The organism is Bradyrhizobium sp. CCBAU 65884 (assembly GCF_028128835.1).
GTDB lineage: Bacteria > Pseudomonadota > Alphaproteobacteria > Rhizobiales > Xanthobacteraceae > Bradyrhizobium > Bradyrhizobium ottawaense.
In genome coordinates, this window is record NZ_LBJU01000132.1 from 36,122 (window position 1) to 55,034 (window position 18,913).

Here is an 18,913-nt window from a genome sequence, read left to right on the forward strand (position 1 = left end):
GGAGCTGCCTGCCATGATCTCAAAGTTCTTCATCGAGCGGCCGGTCCTGTCGAACGTCATCGCGCTGTTGATGATCCTGATCGGCGGCGTCGCGTTGTTCAATCTCGCCATCGCGCAATACCCCGATGTGGTGCCGCCGACCGTGCAGGTCACCACGCGCTATCCCGGCGCCAGCGCCAAGACCGTGATCGACACCGTTGCCTTGCCGATCGAGCAGCAGGTCAACGGCGTCGAGGACATGCTCTACATGCAGTCCTACAGCGGCTCCGACGGCACCTATACGCTGACCGTGACCTTCAAGATCGGCACCGACCTCAATTTCGCGCAGGTGCTGGTGCAGAACCGCGTCTCCAGCGCATTGTCGCAATTGCCGAGCGCGGTGCAGAACCAGGGCGTCACCGTGCAGAAGCGGTCGACCTCGATCCTCCTGTTCGTGACGCTGACCTCGCCGGACTCCAGATACGACAGCCTGTATCTTAGCAACTACGCCACCATCAACATCCGCGACGAGCTCTCCCGCCTGCCCGGCGTCGGCAACGTCACCGTGTTCGGCGCCGGCCAGTATTCGATGCGGGTCTGGCTCGATCCCAACAAGCTGCAGGTTCGCGGTCTCGTGCCGCAGGACGTCATCAACGCCATCCAGCAGCAGAGCCAGCAGGTCTCCGCCGGCCAGGTCGGTGCGCCGCCGACGCCGCCGGGCCAGGCGTTCCAGTACACGCTCAACGTCAACGGACGGCTCGACGACACCAGCCAGTTCGAGAACATCATCGTCAAGTCAGGCACCAGCGGCGACGTCACGCGGGTGCGCGATGTCGGCTGGGTCGAATTGGGCGCGCAGACCTACAGCCAGATCTTCTCGCTCAACAAGCAGCCGGCCGTCGGCATCGGCGTGTTCCAGTCGCCCGGCGCCAACGCGCTCCAGGTCGAGCAGGCCGTCGAGAAGAAGATGGCGGACCTCGCCAAGCGGTTTCCGGAAGGCATCAAATACGACACGCCGTTCGACACCACCAAATTCGTCGAGGCCTCGGTGCACGAGGTCTACATGACCCTGATCGAGGCCGGCCTTTTGGTGCTGGTCGTGATCCTGGTGTTCCTGCAGGACTGGCGCGCGATGCTGGTGCCGGCGACGACCGTGCCTGTCACCATCATCGGCGCCTTTGCGGCGATGGCGGCGCTCGGCTTCACCATCAACATGTCGACGCTGTTCGCGATCGTGCTGGCGATCGGCATCGTGGTCGACGACGCAATCGTCGTGGTCGAAGGCGCCGCGCACAACATCGAGCAGGGCATGAACGGCCACGATGCAGCGATCAAGGCGATGGACCAGCTGTTCGCGCCGATCGTCGGCATCACGCTGGTGCTGATCTCGGTGTTTTTGCCGGCCTCGTTCCTCGCGGGGCTCACCGGGCGCATCTATTCGCAATTCGCGCTGGTGATCGCGGCGACTGCGCTGCTCTCCGCCATCAACGCGGCGACGCTGAAGCCGACGCAATGCGCGCTGTGGCTGCGACCGACGGTGCCGCCGGAGCAGCGCAACTTCTTCTATCGCGGTTTCAACGCGGTCTATGACCGGGTCGAGCGCGGCTATACAAGGCTGATCACCTTCCTGTGCCGGCACGCCACCGTCTCGGTTGCGTTCGCGCTGCTGGTCATCGGAGCCAGCGGCTACGGCCTGTCGCGGGTGCCGACCGGCTTCCTGCCGATCGAGGACCAGGGCTATCTGATCGCCGCCGTGCAGCTGCCCGACGGCGCCGCGCTGGAGCGGACCCAAGCCGTGCTCGATAGAGCGAGCGGGCTGATCAAGGAGACGCCGGGCGTGGCGCAGGTCATCACCATCGCCGGCATCTCCGCGCTCGACAACAGCGCAAGCCTGGCCAATGCCGGCGTCGCCTACATCATCCTGAAGGATTGGGACGCACGCAAAGGACCCGGCGAGGATCTGCGCTCGCTGGTGTATGGGCTCAACGACAAGCTCGCGACCATCATGGAGGCGCGCACGCTGGTGCTGCCGCCGCCGCCGATCCAGGGCATCGGCAACGCCGCCGGCTTCTCGATGCAGGTCGAGCTGCGCGACGGCAACAGCGATTTCGCCAAGCTGCAGGCGATCACCGGCGCGATGGTCAGTAACGGCCAGAGCCAGAGCGCGCTGCAGCGCGTGCAGTCCTCGTTCCGCTCCTCGGTGCCGCAATTCAACGTCGAGATCGACCGGGTCAAGACCCAGACGCTGCACGTCACGACCGATCAGGTGTTCTCGGCGCTGTCGACCTATCTCGGCTCGTCCTATGTCAACCAGTTCAACAAGTTCGGCCGTGTGTTCCAGGTCTACACCCAGGCCGATCCCGCCTTCCGCGTCACCGAGAGCGACATCGCCAACATGCAGGTGCGCAACTCGAACGGCGACATGATCCCGATCGGCACCGTCGCCAAGATCACGCCGGCCACCGGCCCCTCGCTGATCAGCCTCTACAACCTCTATCCGTCCTCGACCGTGATCGGCCTGCCGGCGCAGGGCTACTCCTCCGGCCAGTCGTTGAAGCTGATGGAGGAGATCGCGGACAAGACGCTGCCGCCGGGCACCGGCTATGAATGGACCGCGATGTCCTATCAGGAGAAGGCGGTCTCGAACCAGATCTACTGGGTGTTCGGCCTCGCCATGCTGCTGGTCTATCTCGTGCTCGCCGGCCAGTATGAAAGCTGGTACGCGCCGATCTCGGTGATCCTCGCGGTGCCGCTGTCGCTGCTCGGGCCGATGCTGATCCTCTCCGGGCTCAAGATCGACAATAACCTGTATTGCCAGATCGGGCTGATCCTCCTGATCGCGCTGTCGGCCAAGAACGCGATCCTGATCGTCGAGGTCGGGCTCGAGCTGCACGGCCGCGACGGCAAGCCGGTGCTTGAGGCCGCGATCGAGGCGGCGCGCGCCCGCTTCCGCCCGATCCTGATGACCTCGTTCGCCTTCATCCTCGGCGTGGTGCCCCTGGTGCTCGCGACCGGCGCCGGCGCCAGCGCGCGCAAGTCGATCGGCATCACGGTGTTCTCAGGCATGCTGGCCTCGACCTGCCTCGCCGTGCTGTTCGTGCCGGCCTTCTTCGTGGTGGTGCAGCGCTTCGAGAACTGGCGGGCGAGCAAGAAGGTGGCGAAGGTGGAGACGGCGGCGGAGGTGAAGCCCTAAGAGTCCACTGCGGAAACACCCTCTCCCCAACCCTCTCCCGCAAGCGGGAGAGGGAGCGCACCGTCCACGCGGCTACAGCCACATCCTAAGCCTTCTCCACCGGCGCCTGCCGCGCCTCGCCGCTCGACACCAGCAGCACCGAGACTTTCGACTGCCTGAGCACGGCGTCGGCGACGCCGCCGAAGGAGAGATGGTCGGCCTGGATGCGGTCGACGCCCATGACGACGAGATCGACGTCGGTGGTGTCGATCTCGCGCAGGATCGCGGCCTCCGGCGCCCGGTTCACCCGCAGCGTAGTGGTGATGTCGACGTCGTAGCGGGCGGCGAGATCGCTGGCGTCCTTGAGGATGCCCGCCTCCTGGCCGAGGCCACGGGAGGCGCCGCGCTGCGCGCCCTTGTCGCGCGTCGTCGCGACATAGATCACCCGGAGCGAGCCTGACCCGGCCTGCGCCAGCGCGACCGCCACCTCGGCGCCGCGCTTGGAGATGCCGCTGCCGGAGACGGGAACGAGGATGTTGAGCGCCTCGGGCGCCGGCTGCTTCAGGTGCTTGCCCTTGGCCGCGACGATCGCAAGCGGTCCTTCGAACTTCGCGGCGATGTCGTCGATCCTCCGGTCGAAACGGTCCTTGGCCGTCACGACCTTGTCGATGCCAACGACCAGGAGATCAAAACCCTTGCGCGCCTCGTCGGCGATGGTCTCGCCGAGTTCCGCCTGCCTCGCACGGGTGACGACATCGACGTTGCCGGCCTCGCCGTCGCCATGGGCGGACACGACTTCGGCGGCCTTCTTCACCACCGCTTCGTGGCTCTCCTCCTGGTCGCGGCCCTTCTCCTGTTCCTTGGCGCTCTTGCCGATATGCAGCACGGTGATCGGCAAGCCCCTCATGCCGGCGATCAGGCCGGCGATGTGGGCGGCAAAGGTGGCGTTGACGCTTTCGTCCACCGCCAGCAGAGGACGCTCGAGATTGGCGAGAAAGCCGCGCTTCTCGAATTCCTCCCGCTCCAGCCGTTCCTTCTCGTCCTTGTTCATCGGCAGCCTTGCCAGCGCGGCGCGCAGCATCGGCGGCATCGCCATCGTGGTCACGATCGCCATGGTCACGATCATCGTGAACAGGTTCTGGCTCAGCACGCCGATGGACAGGCCAATGGTCGCGATGATCACCTCGGTCGAGCCGCGGGCATTCATGCCGCTCGCCAGCGCCAGCGACTCCCGATTGTTCAGGCCGCCCAACGTGCCGCCGACGAAGGCGCCGCCGAACTTGCCGACGCTGGCGATCACGACCAGGAGGCCGGTGAGCATCAGCAGATTGGGATCGCGCAGCACCGAGAGATCGGCACTGAGGCCGGCGAGGCCGAAAAACACGGGCATGAAGAAGCTGGAGATCAGCCCGCGCAGGCGCTCGTCGATCTGCCGCGTCAGGATCGGTGATTCCCCGACCAGGATGCCGGCGACGAAGGCACCTAACACCGTATGCACGCCGATCAGATGCGTGATCAGCGCCATCACGCTCATCAACAGCAGGATCACCGTGATGACTGCGGCCGCGCTGACGAGATTGTCGTTGGCCCAGCGGATCAGCTGGAACACCAGGCGGCGGCCGATGGTGAAGCTGACGGCGAGGAAGGCGAGCGTGCCCAGCACGGCTTTCGTCACCGAGGCGATGTCCAGCGTACCGTGCGAGGCCAGGCTGAAGATGACGGCGATGATGATCCAGCCGATGGTGTCGTCGATCACGGCGGTCGCGACGATGATCTGACCGACATTGCGGCGCATGAAATTCATCTCGCGCACCACCACGGCGACGATCTTCACGGACGAAATCGACAGCGCCGTGCCCATGAACAGCGAAGCGACCAGGCGCTGTTGCGGATTGGGCAGCAGCGCATCGGGCAGGAACTCGCCGAGCGCAAAGCCGCAGGCGAAGGGCACGAGGATGCCGGCGATCGAGATCGCGATCGCGGCCTTGCCGACCTTCCTGACCAGCTTGAGGTCGGTCTCCATGCCGGTGAGCAGCAGCAGGAGCAGGATGCCCACTTGCGCGATGCCGTCGAGCATCGCCTTCTGCTCGGGTGCCTTCGGGAAGATCGCGTGCTGCGCTTCGGGCCAGATCCAGCCGAACAGCGACGGTCCGAGGAGAATGCCGGCGAGCAACTCGCCGATCACCGAGGGCTGGCCGACGCGCTGCATGATCTCGCCGAGACCGCGACCGACCGCGATCAACAGCACGATTTGCGCCACCAACAGGAATTCGGATGGGCCAGCCGATTTGCCGCCCTCGGCACCGGCCGCAATGGTGGTGAGGACAAGCGCCGCGGGGACGAGGCCGACCGGTCGGAGCAGGCGCCATGGCATGCTGGTGTCTTTCCCCCTTCACCCCCGGCGTCGGGGCCACGGGGATAGAACCCACGGGAGGTGGGGCGGGTTCCACCCCGCTGGTGCACCGGACGCAGCGCAGCGCCTCTTCGGCGGTGCGCTGCAGAGCCGGGGCCTATGCCGCCGAGAAACTTGCCCGCAATTTTCTCGGTCCCGGCTCTGCGCCGCAACGCTTACGCGTTGCAGCTTGTCCGGGACACGGACCCTCACACTGCAGCCGGCGTCCTGATTTCGCGCGGCAGGATGATCGCCGCCGCGATTGCCAGCAGGCAGAGCGCGGCGAAGGCGTGCAGCATGGTGACGAAGCCGCCCTGCTCGTAGAGCCAGGCGACCAGGCCGACCGAGGCGCCGGCCGCGGTGAAGCCGATGAAATAGCGCACCGCGTAGGCGCGCGAGCGCCATTCCTCGCTGGTGTACTTGCCGACCATGGCATCGTTCACCGTGACCTGTCCGAACGCACCCATGACGATGCCGATCGAGACCAGGATCAGCGGCAGATTGTTCAGGCTGGCGGCGAGATAGAGGAACGGCGCCAGCATGAAGGACAGCGGCAACGCCACCGTCTTCAGCGAGTAACGGTCGAGCAGCCGGCCGATCGTGTACTGCGTCATCGCGCCGAACACGTAGACGCAGGCCGCGATGACGCCGAGCAACGCCGGGCTCTTGGTCAAATCGGCGAGACGCTCCGCGAACAGTTTTGGCAGCGCGACGGTGACGGCGTTGAACGTGGTGGAGATCGCGATCACCACGATCAGCAGCGACAGCACCACGCGCCACATGTCCTGTTTTGCCACCCGCGCCTGCGCCGCCGCCTGCTTCGAGCCCTTGCGGTCCTCGTGCACGACCAGCATCGCAAAGGCGATACCGATCAGGATCGTGACCACGCCGGGAACGATGAAGGCGAAACGCCAGCCGAGATATTGGCCGATCACGCCGGTGACCAGCGCCGAGGAGGCAACGCCGAGATTGCCCCAGACGCCGTTGATGCCCATCTCGCGGCCGAGCCGGTCGGCATACGACACGATCATGGCGGTGCCGACGGGATGATAGATCGAGGCGAAGATGCCGATGGCGAGCAGCGCGGCGCCGAGCTGCACGGGCGTCTGCACGAAGCCGACCGAGATCATGGAGGCACCAATGCCGACGAAGAAGATCAGCATCATGTGGCGGCGGCTCCAGCGGTCGCCGAGCCAGCCGGTGAGCAGCGAGCCGGCGCCGAAAGCCACAAAGCCCGGTGTCGCGTAGGGCAGAAGTTCCGAATAGGCCATGCCGAGCGCCGGCCCCATGATGATGACGGCGGCGGCGAAGATCAGCATCGAATAATGGTCGATGAAATGGCCTGCGTTGACGAAACTGATGACCCGGTTGGGGCTGTTCATACGAATCCTCTCCTGCTCCGAAATGAGTTATATGTCCTCCCCATGACGGGATGCTGCCAATGACTGTCTTGGAAACGCCAATCTTGGAAACGCCAATCCTGAGGGAGGTCCGGAGCAACCACCGCTCGCCCGCGGGCGTGCACCTGGTCGCGCGCGACTATCCCAAGGGCATGCGGATCGATCCGCATTTGCACCGCGAGGCACAGCTGATCTATGCGGCCAAGGGCACGATGCAGGTGACGACGCCCGGGGGGCGATGGCTGGTGCCGCCGGACCGCGCGGTCTGGGTCCCGGCCGGGCTCGAGCATGCCATCGATCTGCTCGCCGACATCGAGATGCGCACGCTGTATTTCGACCTGTCCTGGCTGAAGCGCGAGCAGCGCTATGACGGCCTGACCCGGGAATTCGTGGTGCGGGTGTCGCCGCTGCTCAATCAGGCGATCCTGGCGCTGTTCGACGCGCGCAACACGGAGGAGCGGACCGAGCTGCTGGTGCGCCTCGTCATGCTGGAATTGCACCAGGCCGAGGATTCCGCGACCTTCGTGCCGCTGCCGCGCGAAGTGCGCTGCCGCCGCGCCGCCATGATCGTGCTCGACGATCCCACCGGCCTGCACGACATCGACACGCTGGCGCGCGAGGTTGGAACTTCCGCGCGGACGCTGTCGCGGCTGTTCTCGACGGAAACGCAGCTGAGCTTCAAAAGCTGGTGCCAGCGCGCGCGGATTGCGGCGGCGATCCAGCGGCTCTCCACGGATGCGAATGTCTCGGTGAAGCAGCTCGCGACGCAGCTCGGCTATGCCAGCGTGCCGGCGTTCTCGGCCGCGTTCCGCCAGGTGACGGGGCGGACGCCGACGGAGTTTGCGGGGAAAGGGTAGCTCGTCGATACGAGCGCAGAACTCGTAGGGTGGGCAAAGCGGAGCGTGCCCACGCATTTTTCGCAATCGAGAGAGATCGTGGGCACGGCGCAAGTGCGCCTTTGCCCACCCTACGGTAGCGGTGCCCTCGGTGGCATTGCCGCGGAGGCAGGCATGCCGGCATTCTCCAGACGCACGGCCCAACTAAAGTTGCCGCATTCCTCGGCTTGATTGTGATCGGTTTCTGCCCAAATCCCGTGTAAGCTTCCGCAACGCACAAACCCGACACGAAAGTCCCGATGGCCAACGCCTTCTTCTCCGACCTGCTCGCCACGATCTCCGAGCGCGGCCGCACGCTGCTTCGTCGGGGAGATTCCGCCGACACCAGACGGGACGCCGACGGGCTGATCGATCTCTGCGACGCGCTGCTGTCGGGCCGGGGCGAGGCATCGGGCATCGCCATCGCGCGTGAGGTGCTCGACATCTACCGGGAGCTGGATGCGGCGGGACGCCGCGCCTTCTTCGACGGACTGGTGCGCGATTTCGGCCCGGACCGGGAGCGCCTGTCCAAGGCGATCGAGAAATGGCGCGCCGCGCCGAGCGACGAGGACGCGAGCTCGCTGCATTTCGCCTCGGAGCCGCGGCGGCAGGAGCTGATCCGCCGCCTCAACCGCGCGCCCGGCGGCACCGGCGATCTCGTCAACATGCGCGCCGATCTGCTCGGCATGATGAACGGCCACACCGAGCTCGCCGCGCTCGATCGCGACGTCTCGCATCTTCTCTCTTCGTGGTTCAACAGGGGGTTTCTCGTGCTGCGCAGGATTGACTGGTCGACCCCGGCCAACATCCTCGAAAAAATCATCCGCTACGAGGCCGTGCACGAGATCTCCGACTGGGACGATCTGCGCCGCCGCATCGATCCGGTCGACCGCCGCTGCTACGCCTTCTTCCATCCCGCGATGGTCGACGAGCCCTTGATTTTCGTCGAGGTGGCGCTGACCGAGACGATCCCCGGCGCGATCGCGCCGCTGCTCGCGGTCGATCGCCAGTATCTGCCGATCGAGCGCGCGCGCACCGCCGTGTTCTATTCGATCTCCAACACCCAGCGCGGTCTTGGCGGCATCTCCTTCGGCAGCTTCCTGATCAAGCAGGTGGTCGAGGAGCTGCGCCGCGAAACGCCCAAGCTCGACACTTTCGTGACGCTGTCGCCGGTGCCGGGTTTCATGCCATGGCTGAAGCAGGACAAGGACCTGCCGCTGTCGGACGAGGACCGCGAGGTGCTGAAGCGCCTCGACGACCCCAAATGGTTCGAGAGCCCCGAGACGACGGCACAGCTCCGCGCCGTGATCGAGCCGCTCGCGGCGCACTACTTCCTCAAGGCGCGCACGCCGAAGGGCAAGCTGATCGATTCCGTCGCCCGCTTCCATCTCGGCAACGGCGCAAGGCTGGAGCGCATCAACTGGCTCGGCGATCTCTCGCCGAAGGGCGTGCGGGAATCCGCCGGCGTGATGGTCAACTACCTCTATCGCCTCGACGACATCGAGAAAAACCACGAGGCCTACGCGAATGACGGCGAGGTGGTGGCGTCGAGCGCGGTGAAGAAGCTGCTGAAGGGCGAAGGAAGGCGGCTGCTGGACATGCGATTGTCGTAAGCCGCAAACTCAGTCGTCGTCCCGGACAAGCGAAGCGCTGATCCGGGACCCAAAGCCACAGGGTTGGGTTTGGCGAAGATTCGGAGTTGCCGGCCCGCTCCATAACCTCTCCCTGGGGTTATGGGTCCCCGCGTTCGCGGGGACGACACCGAGTTGTTGGAGACGCCGTCGACCCTACTCCGCCAGCGCCTTCATCTCCTTGTAGAGATCCGACTTGCCTTCAAAACCGATGCCCGGAAGGTCCGGCATGGTGATGTGGCCGTTCTCGACGCCAACGCCATCCGGGAAGCCGCCGTAGGGCTGGAACAGGTCGGGGTAGCTCTCGTTGCCGCCTAAGCCGAGGCCGGCGGCGATGTTGAGCGACATCTGGTGGCCGCCATGCGGGATGCAGCGGCTGGGGGACCAGCCGTGGGTTTTCAGCACCTCCAGCGTGCGCTGGTATTCGCACAGGCCGTAGGACAGCGCGCAGTCGAATTGCAGCCAGTCGCGATCGGGGCGCATGCCGCCGTAGCGGATCAGATTGCGGGCGTCCTGGTGGCTGAAGAGATTCTCGCCTGTGGCCATCGGGCCTGGATAGAATTCGGCGAGCGCGGCCTGCAGCGCGTAGTCGAGGGGATCGCCGACTTCCTCGTACCAGAACAAGGGATAGTCGCGCAGCATCTTGGCATAGGCGATGCCGGTCTCCAGGTTGAAGCGGCCATTGGCGTCGACGGCGAGCTGCGCGTCCTTGCCGATCTCCTTCAGCACCGCCTCGATGCGGGTGCGGTCTTCTTCAATTGGCGCGCCGCCGATCTTCATCTTCACGACGTTGTAGCCGCGATCGAGATAGCCGCGCATCTCACCGCGCAGCATCGAGAGGTCCTTGCCGGGATAGTAATAGCCGCCGGCGGCGTAGACGAACACGCGCGGATTGGCTTTGACGCCGTGCCGTTCGGCGAGCAGGCGGAACAGCGGCTTGCCCGCGATCTTCGCCACCGCGTCCCACACCGCCATGTCGATGGTGCCGACTGCGACCGAGCGCTCGCCGTGGCCGCCGGGCTTCTCGTTGGTCATCATCGCGCCCCAGACCTTGTCGGGGTCGAGATTGTCGCCGGCCGCATTCAGCACCGACTTCGGATCGGCCTCGGTGATGCGCGAGGCAAAACGCTCGCGGATCAGGCCGCCCTGCCCGTAACGGCCGTTGGAGTTGAAGCCGTAGCCGATCACGCGCTTGCCGTCGCGAACGACGTCGGTGACGACGGCGACGAGGCTCGTCGTCATCTTGGTGAAGTCGATATAGGCGTTGCGGATCGGCGATGAGATCGGCTTGGTGATCTCGCGGACGTCGACGATGCGGACGGACATGGGGGGCCTTTCGATTTGTTAGCCCGTCATTCCGGGATGGTCCGAAGGACCTGACCTCAGGTGCGCAATTGCGCACCGGGAAATCTCGAGATTCCGGGTTCGATGCTTCGCATCGCCCGGGAATGACGGCTTCGCCGTCACTTCTTATCCCTGAAATACGGCTCCACCGGCCCGTGCACCTTGATGGTCAGCGGGTTGCCGTGGCGGTCCTTGGCGTTGCCGGCGGTGACGCGGACCCAGCCTTCGCTGATGCAGTATTCCTCGACATTGGTCTTCTCGACGCCCTTGAAGCGGATGCCGACGTCGCGCGCCAGGATGTCTGCGTTGTAATAGGGGCTGTTCGGATCGACCGACAGGCGGTCCGGAAATTCATCGCTCATGATTGTCTCGCTCATAACAGGGTCTCGATTTGATTCCGCAATCCTTCCGGCCGTGCGGTCGGCGCGTAGCGCGCGATCACCTTGCCGGTACGGTCCACCAGGAATTTGGTGAAATTCCATTTGATGGAGGCCCCTAACAGGCCCGATTGCTGGTGTTTCAGGTACTCATACAGAGGGTGCGCATGGGCGCCGTTGACGTCGATCTTCTCGAACAGGGGAAAGGTGACGTCGTAATTGGTCGAGCAGAACGCCTGGATCTCGCTCGCCTGCCCCGGCTCCTGCGCGCCGAACTGGTTGCAGGGAAAGCCGAGCACGGAGAAGCCGCGCGGCGAGAGATCGCGATGCAGATCCTCCAGACCGCGATATTGCGGCGTGAAGCCGCATTTGCTCGCGGTGTTGACGATCAGGAGCACCTGCCCCTCGAAGCGGCGGAGCGCAACCTCCTCACCCGCAAGCGAGTTGGCCTTGAAATCGTAGATCGCGGACATCGCTAACCCACGGGATCGATCGGCGACGGCGGCACGCCGCCCGCCTCGATCGCTTCGCCTGCGAGCAGGCAGAGGTCTTCGCGGTAGCGGCCGGAGACGATGTGCACGCCGACGGGCGCCTGGCCGACCAGACCCGTGGAGACCACGAGGCCCGGCAGACCCATGAAGGGAATGGCGATCTGCGGCAGCTGCGCTTCCCAGACGCGCTTGAAGGACTCATCGTCCTTGCGATCGAGATGATCGGGGAACGGCAGCTCGCCGGACACCGGCGTCAGCAGCACCGCGTATTTTTCGAAGAACAGCATCCAGTCGCGGGTCAGAGTGGCCCGCCGCGTCAGCGCCTTGGCGTAATTGGCCTGATCCATCGGCGTGACCCTGCCGCGATTGCCGCGCAGGCACGCCAGCGCGCCGGGATCGCCCTCGCGCTCGGCCATCTCCAGCTGCGCTTCATAGCCGTCGCCGAGCCAAAGCTTGATCTGCCACTCGACCGCCTCGCGCATCGACGGCGTGTTTTCGATCGCCTCGACCGTCCAGCCGGCACGCTCGAGGCGCTTGCCCGCATCGCTCACCGCCGCCTTCACTTCGGGCGTGGTGGCAAGGCCGTCCGGATTGAGGCAGAGCGCGGCGCGCTTGTCCCGCGCCGGGCCTTCGAGCGGCACCGGTGCGAACCAGGGGTCGCGGATGTCGCGGGCCGACATCGCAGCCAGTGAAATCCTGAGGTCGTTGACGGTGCGCGCCAGCGGACCCGAGACCGCCATGATCTGCGGTCCGATCGGGCGCTCCGGCAGTGCCGGATTGAAGGCGGGGATGCGGCCCAGCGTCGGGCGCAGGCCGTGCACGCCGCAGGCATAGGCGGGATAGCGGATCGAGCCGGCGATGTCGGTGCCGTGGGCGATGTGGCCAATGCCGGCCGCGACCGCCGAACCGGCGCCGCCGGACGAACCGCCCGGGGTCAGCGAAGCATCGCGCGGGTTCTTGGTGTCGCCATGGACGAGGTTGGTGGTGAACCAGCGATAGGAGAAGGCCGGGCAATTGGTGCGGCCGAGCAGGATGGCGCCGGCTTTGCGGAAATTGGCGACCACCGGATTGTCCTCGCGCGCGATCAAATCGCGCTGGAGCTTGAGGCCGTTGGTGGTTGCAAAGCCCTCCTGGTCGACATTGGCCTTGATGGTGACGGGCACGCCCGCGAGCACGCCGGGGTCCTCGCCCCGCGCGATGGCGGCATCGACGGCGTCGGCCTGCTTGAGCACGTCGTCCGGCCGGTGGTCGATCACCGCATTGAGCTGGGGATTGACGGCGTCCAGGCGGGCGAGACCGGCCTTGGCGGCCTCCTTGGCGGACACCTTTTTGGACTTGACGAGGATGGCGAGGTCGGCAGCCGACAGGCGCCAGAGATCTTGCATGGCTTGCTCCGTGTAACCCGCGTCTTTTAGCGCCGGGAACGCGGCAAAGCCATGCGGATTTCGCAGGGGCGAAGGCGCTGGGGTGCCGGGTGGCGCCTCGTCATTGAATCCTGAGCGCAGCGAAGCAATCGAGAAATCCCTCCGCGGAGGCAGTCTGGATTGCTTCGTCGCAAGGGCCAATGACGGGGAGGGAGTGTGGGCTAGTGCCGCGTCGCGGACGCGTCCGGGATGTCCAGCAGCGCCTCGGTGAAGGGGAACTCCAGCACGATCTCGCCTTCGGCGTCGGTCACCTCGATCACGGCGTCCAGCAGGGCGCGCTGGGTGCCCTCGGATTTCACCACCTCCAGGATCATCTGGCGGGCGACCTCCCAGGCGCGGTCGGGGTTGCGCAGGTCCTCGCCTTCGGGATCCACGATCAGTTCGTCGCCGATACGGGTGTTGAAGTAGTATCTGGGCATCATCGAAATCCAGTTGGGTCGCCTGTACCGGATTGAAAGCTGCACTGCACTCACAACTGCTTTATCAGGACAGGGTTCGCGACCGAATGCGCCGAACGCAAGGCAGCGCCCCAGAAGTGGCGTTCCCGAGGGCTTTTTTTCGCGGCGCAACATGGGCTTCTCGGGAAAATTTCACTGGCGAACTTCTCGGCGCGCATTAATTTAACGGGTGGGCGGATACGTCCGAATTCGCGAAAATGGAGTGCCAAAATGGCCTGGAAAGCCCCGAAGATCGTCGAAGTGCCCTGCGGCATGGAAATCAACATGTATGTGAGCGCCAACCGCAAGTAAGCGGTTGGTGATCTGCGTTCAGCGCAGGTGGGTCTTTCGGTCACGACCGGTTTCCGAATGATGGAAATCGTGTCGGCCTGAGATCCACCTCCGTGACATTGCTTCCAGGAGACGGATCATGCTTCGCGTCGTCGTCCTGGGCGCCGCAGCCGGCGGCGGAGTGCCGCAATGGAATTGCGGCTGCGAGGGCTGCCGGGCGGCCCGTGAGAACGGCCATGAACTCTTGAGAACCCAAGCCTCGGTCGCCTTCAGCGGCGACGGCGAGTACTGGTTCCTGATCAATGCCTCCCCGGACCTGCGGCAGCAATTGAATGCCACGCCGCAGCTGCACCCCAAAGCGGGCGCGCTGCGCCATACGCCGATCGCAGGCGTTATCCTGACCAACAGCGAGGTGGATGCGGTGGCAGGCCTGCTCTCGATGCGCGAGGGCTCGCCCTTCACGGTCTATGCGCACGAGAAGGTGCTGGCGATCCTGAAGAGCAACAGCATCTTCGACGTGCTGAACGAAAAGAACGTGCGGCGCCAGCCGATCGACATCAGCGAGCCGTTCGAACCGCGGCTACCGGATGGCGCGCGCTCCGGGCTGGAAGTGCTGGCCTTCGCAGTCCCGGGCAAGTCGGCCTGGTATCTGGAAGGCAAGGCGCATCCCGGTGGCGAGAGCGGCGACGGCGACACGCTGGGCCTGAAGATCACCGACAAGGCGACCGGCAAGTGCTTCTACTTCATCGCGGCGTGCGCCGAGGTGACCGACGCGCTGAAGGCCGAGATCGACGGCGCTTCGCTCGTGTTCTTCGACGGCACGGTCTGGCAGGACGACGAGATGATCAAATGCGGCCTCGGCCACAAGACCGGCAAGAGCATGGGACATGTCGCCATGTCCGGCGACGACGGCGCCATCGCACGGCTGGCCGACCTTGCTATCGACAGGAAGATATTTCTGCATATCAATAACTCGAACCCGGCGCTGCTGCCTGCCTCACCCGAGCGCAAGGCCGCTGAGCAGGCGGGCTGGCAGATACCGGCGGATGGAACGGAGATCGTGCTGTGAATGCGGCGTCAATGACTGGAATGACTGCGCTCTCGATCGGCAAGGACATCAAGCTCACGAGCGCCGAGGAGCTGGAGGCGGCGCTGCGCCATATCGGGGCGACGCGCTATCACAGCCTGCATCCGTTCCACAAGCTGCTGCACGGCGGCAAGCTGAACAAGGGCCAGGTGCAGGCCTGGGCGCTGAACCGCTACTATTACCAGAGCACCATCCCGATCAAGGACGCGGTGGTGATCTCGCGCTTCCGCGACCGCGCCACGCGCCTGGAATGGCGCCATCGCATCGAGGACCATGACGGCGATGTCGGCTCCGAGGGCGGCATCGAGCGCTGGATCAAGCTGACGGAAGGACTCGGGCTCGACACGGCTTACGTGGAATCGACCGAAGGCATCTTGCCGGCGACGCGCTTCGCGGTCGAAGCCTACGTCCACTACTGCCGCGAGAAGAGCCCGCTGGAGGCGATCGCCTCCTCGCTCACCGAGCTGTTCGCGCCAAATCTGCATGAAGAACGCATCTCCGGCATGCTGGAGCACTATGATTTCGTCAATCCTGACATCATGAGCTACTTCAAGCGTCGCCTGACCCAGGCGCCGCGCGATGCCGGCTTTGCGCTCGACTATGTCAAGGCGCATGCAAGGACGCCGGAAGAGCGCGCCTCCGTCTGCAACGCGCTGATCTTCAAGACCAACGTGCTATGGGTGCAGCTCGACGCGCTCCAGCACGCCTATGTCGAGGGCAACATTCCGCCGGGCGCGTTCGTGCCCAAAGCGAGCTGAAGAGGAACTGGAATGGCCGGGCCGCGGAACATCAGCGTCAGCGAGGCAAGCCGCCCGGTGCTGCCGCGGCATGCCAAGCTGAAATATGATGAGACGCGGAAGGTCTGGGTGATCCTGGCGCCGGAACGTGTGCTGGCCCCGGACGAGATCGCAGTCGAGGTCCTGCAGCTCTGCAACGGCGAGCGCAGCGTCGGCGACATTGCGGACGCGTTGGCGGTCAAATACGCCGCGCCGCGCGAGGCGATCCTGGCCGATGTCATCGTCATGCTGCAGGATCTCGCCGACAAGGGCTTTCTCACGGAAGCCCGGGAGAAGACGTCATGAGCGATGTGCTCGGCAATCCCACCGTCCCGCCCAACGCCAGCGACAGCCTCGCGGTGCTGGAGAAGCAGCGCTCAACAGCGGAGACTTTTGGCATTCCGCTCGCGGTGCTGCTGGAGATCACCCATCGCTGCCCGCTGCAATGCCCCTACTGCTCCAACCCGGTGGAGCTCGATCGCTCGGGCAAGGAGCTGACCACCGAGGAATGGAAGAAGGTCTTGAGCGAGCTCGCCGAGATCGGCGTGCTGCAGGTGCATTTCTCCGGCGGCGAGCCGACGGCGCGCAAGGACCTCGTCGACCTCGTCAAGCATGCCAGCGACGTCGGCCTCTACACCAACCTGATCACCTCGGCCGTACTGCTGACGCGCGAGAAGCTCAGCGATCTCGCCGATGCCGGGCTCTGCCATGTGCAGATCTCGTTCCAGGGCATCGAGGAAGGCCTCGCCGATCGCGTCGCCGGCTACAAGGGCGGCCACCGCAAGAAGCTCGAGGTCGCAAAGTGGACGCGCGAGCTCGATTTGCCGCTCACCGTGAACGCGGTGATGCACCGGCAGAATTTGCACCAGCTGCCTGACATCATCCAGATGTCCGTCGATCTCGACGCCGACCGGCTCGAGGTCGCCAATGTGCAGTATTACGGCTGGGCGTTGAAGAACCGCGCCGCGCTGATGCCGACGGTGGCGCAGCTCGACGAATGTACCCGCCTCGTCGAGGAGGCGCGCGAACGGCTGAAGGGCACGCTTGCGATCGACTACGTCGTTCCCGATTACTACGCGCTGCGGCCGAAGAAATGCATGGGCGGCTGGGGCCGTCAGTTCTTCAACATCTCGCCCGCCGGCAAGGTGCTGCCCTGCCACGCCGCCGAGAGCATCACCGGGCTCGACTTCGAGTCGGTGCGCTCCAACCATTCGATCGCCTGGATCTGGCAGAACTCCGAGGCCTTCAACCGCTATCGCGGCACCGGCTGGATGAAGGAGCCGTGCAAGTCTTGCGAATTCCGCGAGATCGATTTCGGCGGCTGCCGCTGCCAGGCCTTTGCGCTGACCGGCGATGCCGCCAACACCGATCCCGCCTGCGCACTGTCGCCGCTGCACGAAACCATCTTCAAGCAGGCCGAGCGTGAGGCCGAGGGCGAGACCAGCCGCTTCCTCTATCGCAACTTCGCCGGCGGCACCCTGGAATCCGAGAATGGGGCCTGACGCCGACGCTGGCACAGCCGCGAGGCGCGCCGATCCGTTTGCGCCGCTGACCTCCGACATGCTCGACGTCGGCGACGGCCATGAGCTCTATGTCGAGAGCGTCGGTCGCAGCGGCGGCATTCCCGCGGTCTACCTGCACGGCGGGCCCGGCAGCGGATGCCAGCCCGATCATCGCCGGCTGTTCGACCCTGATCGCTTCTGCGCCGTGCTGTTCGACCAGCGCGGCTGCGGCCGCAGCCGTCCCAAGGGATCGCGCGAGCACAACACCACGGCCCATCTGATCGCCGACATGGAGAAAATCCGCGACAAGTTCGGCTTCGAGCGCTGGATGGTGGTCGGCGGCTCCTGGGGCGCGACGCTGGCGCTGGCGTACGCGCAGGCCCATCCCGAGCGCGTCTGCGGCATCGCGCTGCGTGCAACCTTTCTGGGCACGCGGGCGGAGGTCGAGACGGCCTTCACGGTACGCCTGCCGCAATTCTATCCCGCGCTCTACGAGGATTTTCTGAGCGTGCTGCCGCCCGGGGAACGCGCGCATCCGGTGGAAGCCTATTATCGCCGCATCCTCGATGCCGATCCGGCCGTTCACGGACCCGCGGCCCGCGCCTGGCACGACACCGAGCGCGCATTGTCGGAGCACAAGGCGGCCAAGACGCGGCTGGACCTGGCGTCACTGAACGTCTGGCGCACGCTGCCGGCGACGCCATTCATGGAGGCGCATTACTTCAGCAACGACAGCTTCATGAACCAAGACCAGCTGCTGCGGAACACGGACCGGCTCGCCGGCATTCCCGGCATTATCGTGCAGGGCCGCTACGACCTGTTGTGCCCCCCTGAGACATCACACGCGCTCGCGAAAGTTTGGCCGGGTTCCGAGCTTCGCCTCGTGGAAGAAGCCGGACATTCGCTCTATGATGCCGGCGTGAGGGATGCGGTCATGAAGTCGATTGCCGACCTTGCGTCGAAGGCCGCGCGCTAATGCGCGAAAAAGGACAACAAGAAAATGCCGCTCGCCGGAAAGGGCATGCTGCTGACGTCGATGAATATCGACGCAGCCAATGAGGCCGATTTCAACCGCTGGTACGATCGCGAACATCTGGAAGAGCGCGTCGCGATCGAGGGCTTTCTGGAAGCGCGGCGCTATGTCGCGCATGCCGCCAATCCCAAATATCTCTCGCTGTACTCGACCGCGACGCTCGACGTGCTCGACAGTCCCGCCTATCGGGCGCGGCTGGCCAACCAGACCGAATGGTCGCGGCGGAGCATGGCGCATTTCAAGGACATGCTCCGTGTCGTCGCGCGCATTACCATCAGCAACGGCACCGGCCGCGGCGCTGCGCTCGGCGTGGTGCGCCTGCGGCCGACGCCCGACAATGCCGGCGCATGGCGTGATGCACTGCAAGAAAAGCTGGCGCCGGAGAAGCGCGACGGCATCATCTCCATGCATCTGCTCGAGAGCGAGCCGGAATTGTCCGGCGCGACAGCGGACATTCCGGCGGTGCGCAACGAAGGCGTCCGCGACTGGTTCGTGCTGATCGACGGCACGCATGTTGGCGCGGTCTCGGCCGTGATTGCCGAGCGCTTCACCGGCCCTGCCGCATCGCCCTTCCCGCTGCCCGTCTCCGTCGGCACATACGGTCTGATGTGGGATCTCGCGAAGAGCGATATCGCGCGCGGCTGAACAACCATCTGCATCGCAACATATTGCACCGCACGCGCATCGCGCGCGGCCGTTAAT

At 65.2% G+C, this 18,913-nt stretch carries 17 protein-coding genes; 10 read left to right on the forward strand and 7 right to left on the reverse strand.

The genetic code is table 11. The annotated features are described in order from the left end of the window. Positions 1-13 precede the first annotated feature (13 nt). Positions 14-3,172: an efflux RND transporter permease subunit gene (locus XI03_RS34990; protein WP_271594639.1), complete on the forward strand. Its 3,159-nt coding sequence runs from the start codon at positions 14-16 to the stop codon at positions 3,170-3,172. An 85-nt stretch (positions 3,173-3,257) separates the two neighbouring features. On the opposite strand, the gene XI03_RS34995 is transcribed toward XI03_RS34990, so the two are convergent. Further along, on the reverse strand, positions 3,258-5,525 hold the full coding sequence (locus XI03_RS34995; RefSeq protein ID WP_271594640.1) for a cation:proton antiporter domain-containing protein: 2,268 nt from the start codon (positions 5,523-5,525) through the stop codon (positions 3,258-3,260). A gap of 227 nt (positions 5,526-5,752) precedes the next feature. Continuing rightward, the gene (locus XI03_RS35000; RefSeq protein ID WP_271594641.1) at positions 5,753-6,925 is read right to left on the reverse strand and encodes an MFS transporter; all 1,173 of its coding nucleotides are present in this window, start codon (positions 6,923-6,925) and stop codon (positions 5,753-5,755) included. A 50-nt stretch (positions 6,926-6,975) separates the two neighbouring features. Here XI03_RS35000 and XI03_RS35005 point away from each other — a divergent pair, with 50 nt between their 5' ends. Beyond that, a complete protein-coding gene (locus tag XI03_RS35005) occupies positions 6,976-7,800 on the forward strand; it encodes an AraC family transcriptional regulator (RefSeq protein WP_271594642.1) in 825 nt (274 codons plus the stop codon). A 278-nt stretch (positions 7,801-8,078) separates the two neighbouring features. Next, entirely contained in the window at positions 8,079-9,431 is a 1,353-nt protein-coding gene (locus XI03_RS35010; RefSeq protein ID WP_028145642.1) for a malonyl-CoA decarboxylase, read from the forward strand. 174 nt (positions 9,432-9,605) lie between these two features. Here the strand turns inward: XI03_RS35010 and tarD are convergent, their stop codons facing one another. The 5 genes from tarD to XI03_RS35035 form a co-directional block, all read right to left on the reverse strand. Further along, on the reverse strand, positions 9,606-10,775 hold the full coding sequence (gene tarD / locus XI03_RS35015; RefSeq protein WP_271594643.1) for a D(-)-tartrate dehydratase: 1,170 nt from the start codon (positions 10,773-10,775) through the stop codon (positions 9,606-9,608). Between the two features lie 137 nt (positions 10,776-10,912). Then, positions 10,913-11,170: a DUF3297 family protein gene (locus tag XI03_RS35020; RefSeq protein ID WP_018318553.1), complete on the reverse strand. Its 258-nt coding sequence runs from the start codon at positions 11,168-11,170 to the stop codon at positions 10,913-10,915. Then, on the reverse strand, positions 11,167-11,643 hold the full coding sequence (locus tag XI03_RS35025) for a glutathione peroxidase (protein ID WP_038950953.1): 477 nt from the start codon (positions 11,641-11,643) through the stop codon (positions 11,167-11,169). The genes XI03_RS35020 and XI03_RS35025 overlap by 4 nt, the downstream gene beginning before the upstream one ends. 2 nt (positions 11,644-11,645) lie before the next feature. After that, the gene (locus tag XI03_RS35030) at positions 11,646-13,046 is read right to left on the reverse strand and encodes an amidase family protein (RefSeq protein ID WP_271594644.1); all 1,401 of its coding nucleotides are present in this window, start codon (positions 13,044-13,046) and stop codon (positions 11,646-11,648) included. 200 nt (positions 13,047-13,246) lie between these two features. Beyond that, positions 13,247-13,504, reverse strand: coding sequence for a DUF6894 family protein (locus XI03_RS35035; protein WP_026202038.1), 258 nt, complete (start codon positions 13,502-13,504; stop codon positions 13,247-13,249). A gap of 249 nt (positions 13,505-13,753) precedes the next feature. Between XI03_RS35035 and pqqA the strand changes: the two genes are divergently transcribed. The 7 genes from pqqA (at position 13,754) to XI03_RS35070 (ending at position 18,856) form a co-directional block, all read left to right on the forward strand. After that, complete coding sequence (pqqA, locus tag XI03_RS35040) at positions 13,754-13,834, forward strand: pyrroloquinoline quinone precursor peptide PqqA (RefSeq protein ID WP_271594822.1); 81 nt, start codon at positions 13,754-13,756, stop codon at positions 13,832-13,834. Between the two features lie 118 nt (positions 13,835-13,952). Continuing rightward, positions 13,953-14,882, forward strand: coding sequence for a pyrroloquinoline quinone biosynthesis protein PqqB (gene pqqB, locus XI03_RS35045; protein WP_271594645.1), 930 nt, complete (start codon positions 13,953-13,955; stop codon positions 14,880-14,882). Further along, positions 14,879-15,658 (forward strand): pyrroloquinoline-quinone synthase PqqC, encoded by a 780-nt coding sequence (gene pqqC, locus XI03_RS35050; protein ID WP_038950958.1) that lies wholly within the window; start codon positions 14,879-14,881, stop codon positions 15,656-15,658. Before pqqB ends, pqqC begins: the two co-directional genes overlap by 4 nt. 12 nt (positions 15,659-15,670) lie before the next feature. Further along, the gene (gene pqqD, locus XI03_RS35055; protein ID WP_028145648.1) at positions 15,671-15,982 is read left to right on the forward strand and encodes a pyrroloquinoline quinone biosynthesis peptide chaperone PqqD; all 312 of its coding nucleotides are present in this window, start codon (positions 15,671-15,673) and stop codon (positions 15,980-15,982) included. Continuing rightward, the gene (gene pqqE, locus XI03_RS35060; protein ID WP_028145649.1) at positions 15,979-17,178 is read left to right on the forward strand and encodes a pyrroloquinoline quinone biosynthesis protein PqqE; all 1,200 of its coding nucleotides are present in this window, start codon (positions 15,979-15,981) and stop codon (positions 17,176-17,178) included. Before pqqD ends, pqqE begins: the two co-directional genes overlap by 4 nt. Next, positions 17,168-18,154, forward strand: coding sequence for a prolyl aminopeptidase (gene pip, locus XI03_RS35065; RefSeq protein ID WP_271594646.1), 987 nt, complete (start codon positions 17,168-17,170; stop codon positions 18,152-18,154). The genes pqqE and pip overlap by 11 nt, the downstream gene beginning before the upstream one ends. A 24-nt stretch (positions 18,155-18,178) precedes the next feature. Further along, positions 18,179-18,856 (forward strand): DUF4286 family protein, encoded by a 678-nt coding sequence (locus XI03_RS35070; protein ID WP_271594647.1) that lies wholly within the window; start codon positions 18,179-18,181, stop codon positions 18,854-18,856. Positions 18,857-18,913 lie beyond the last annotated feature (57 nt).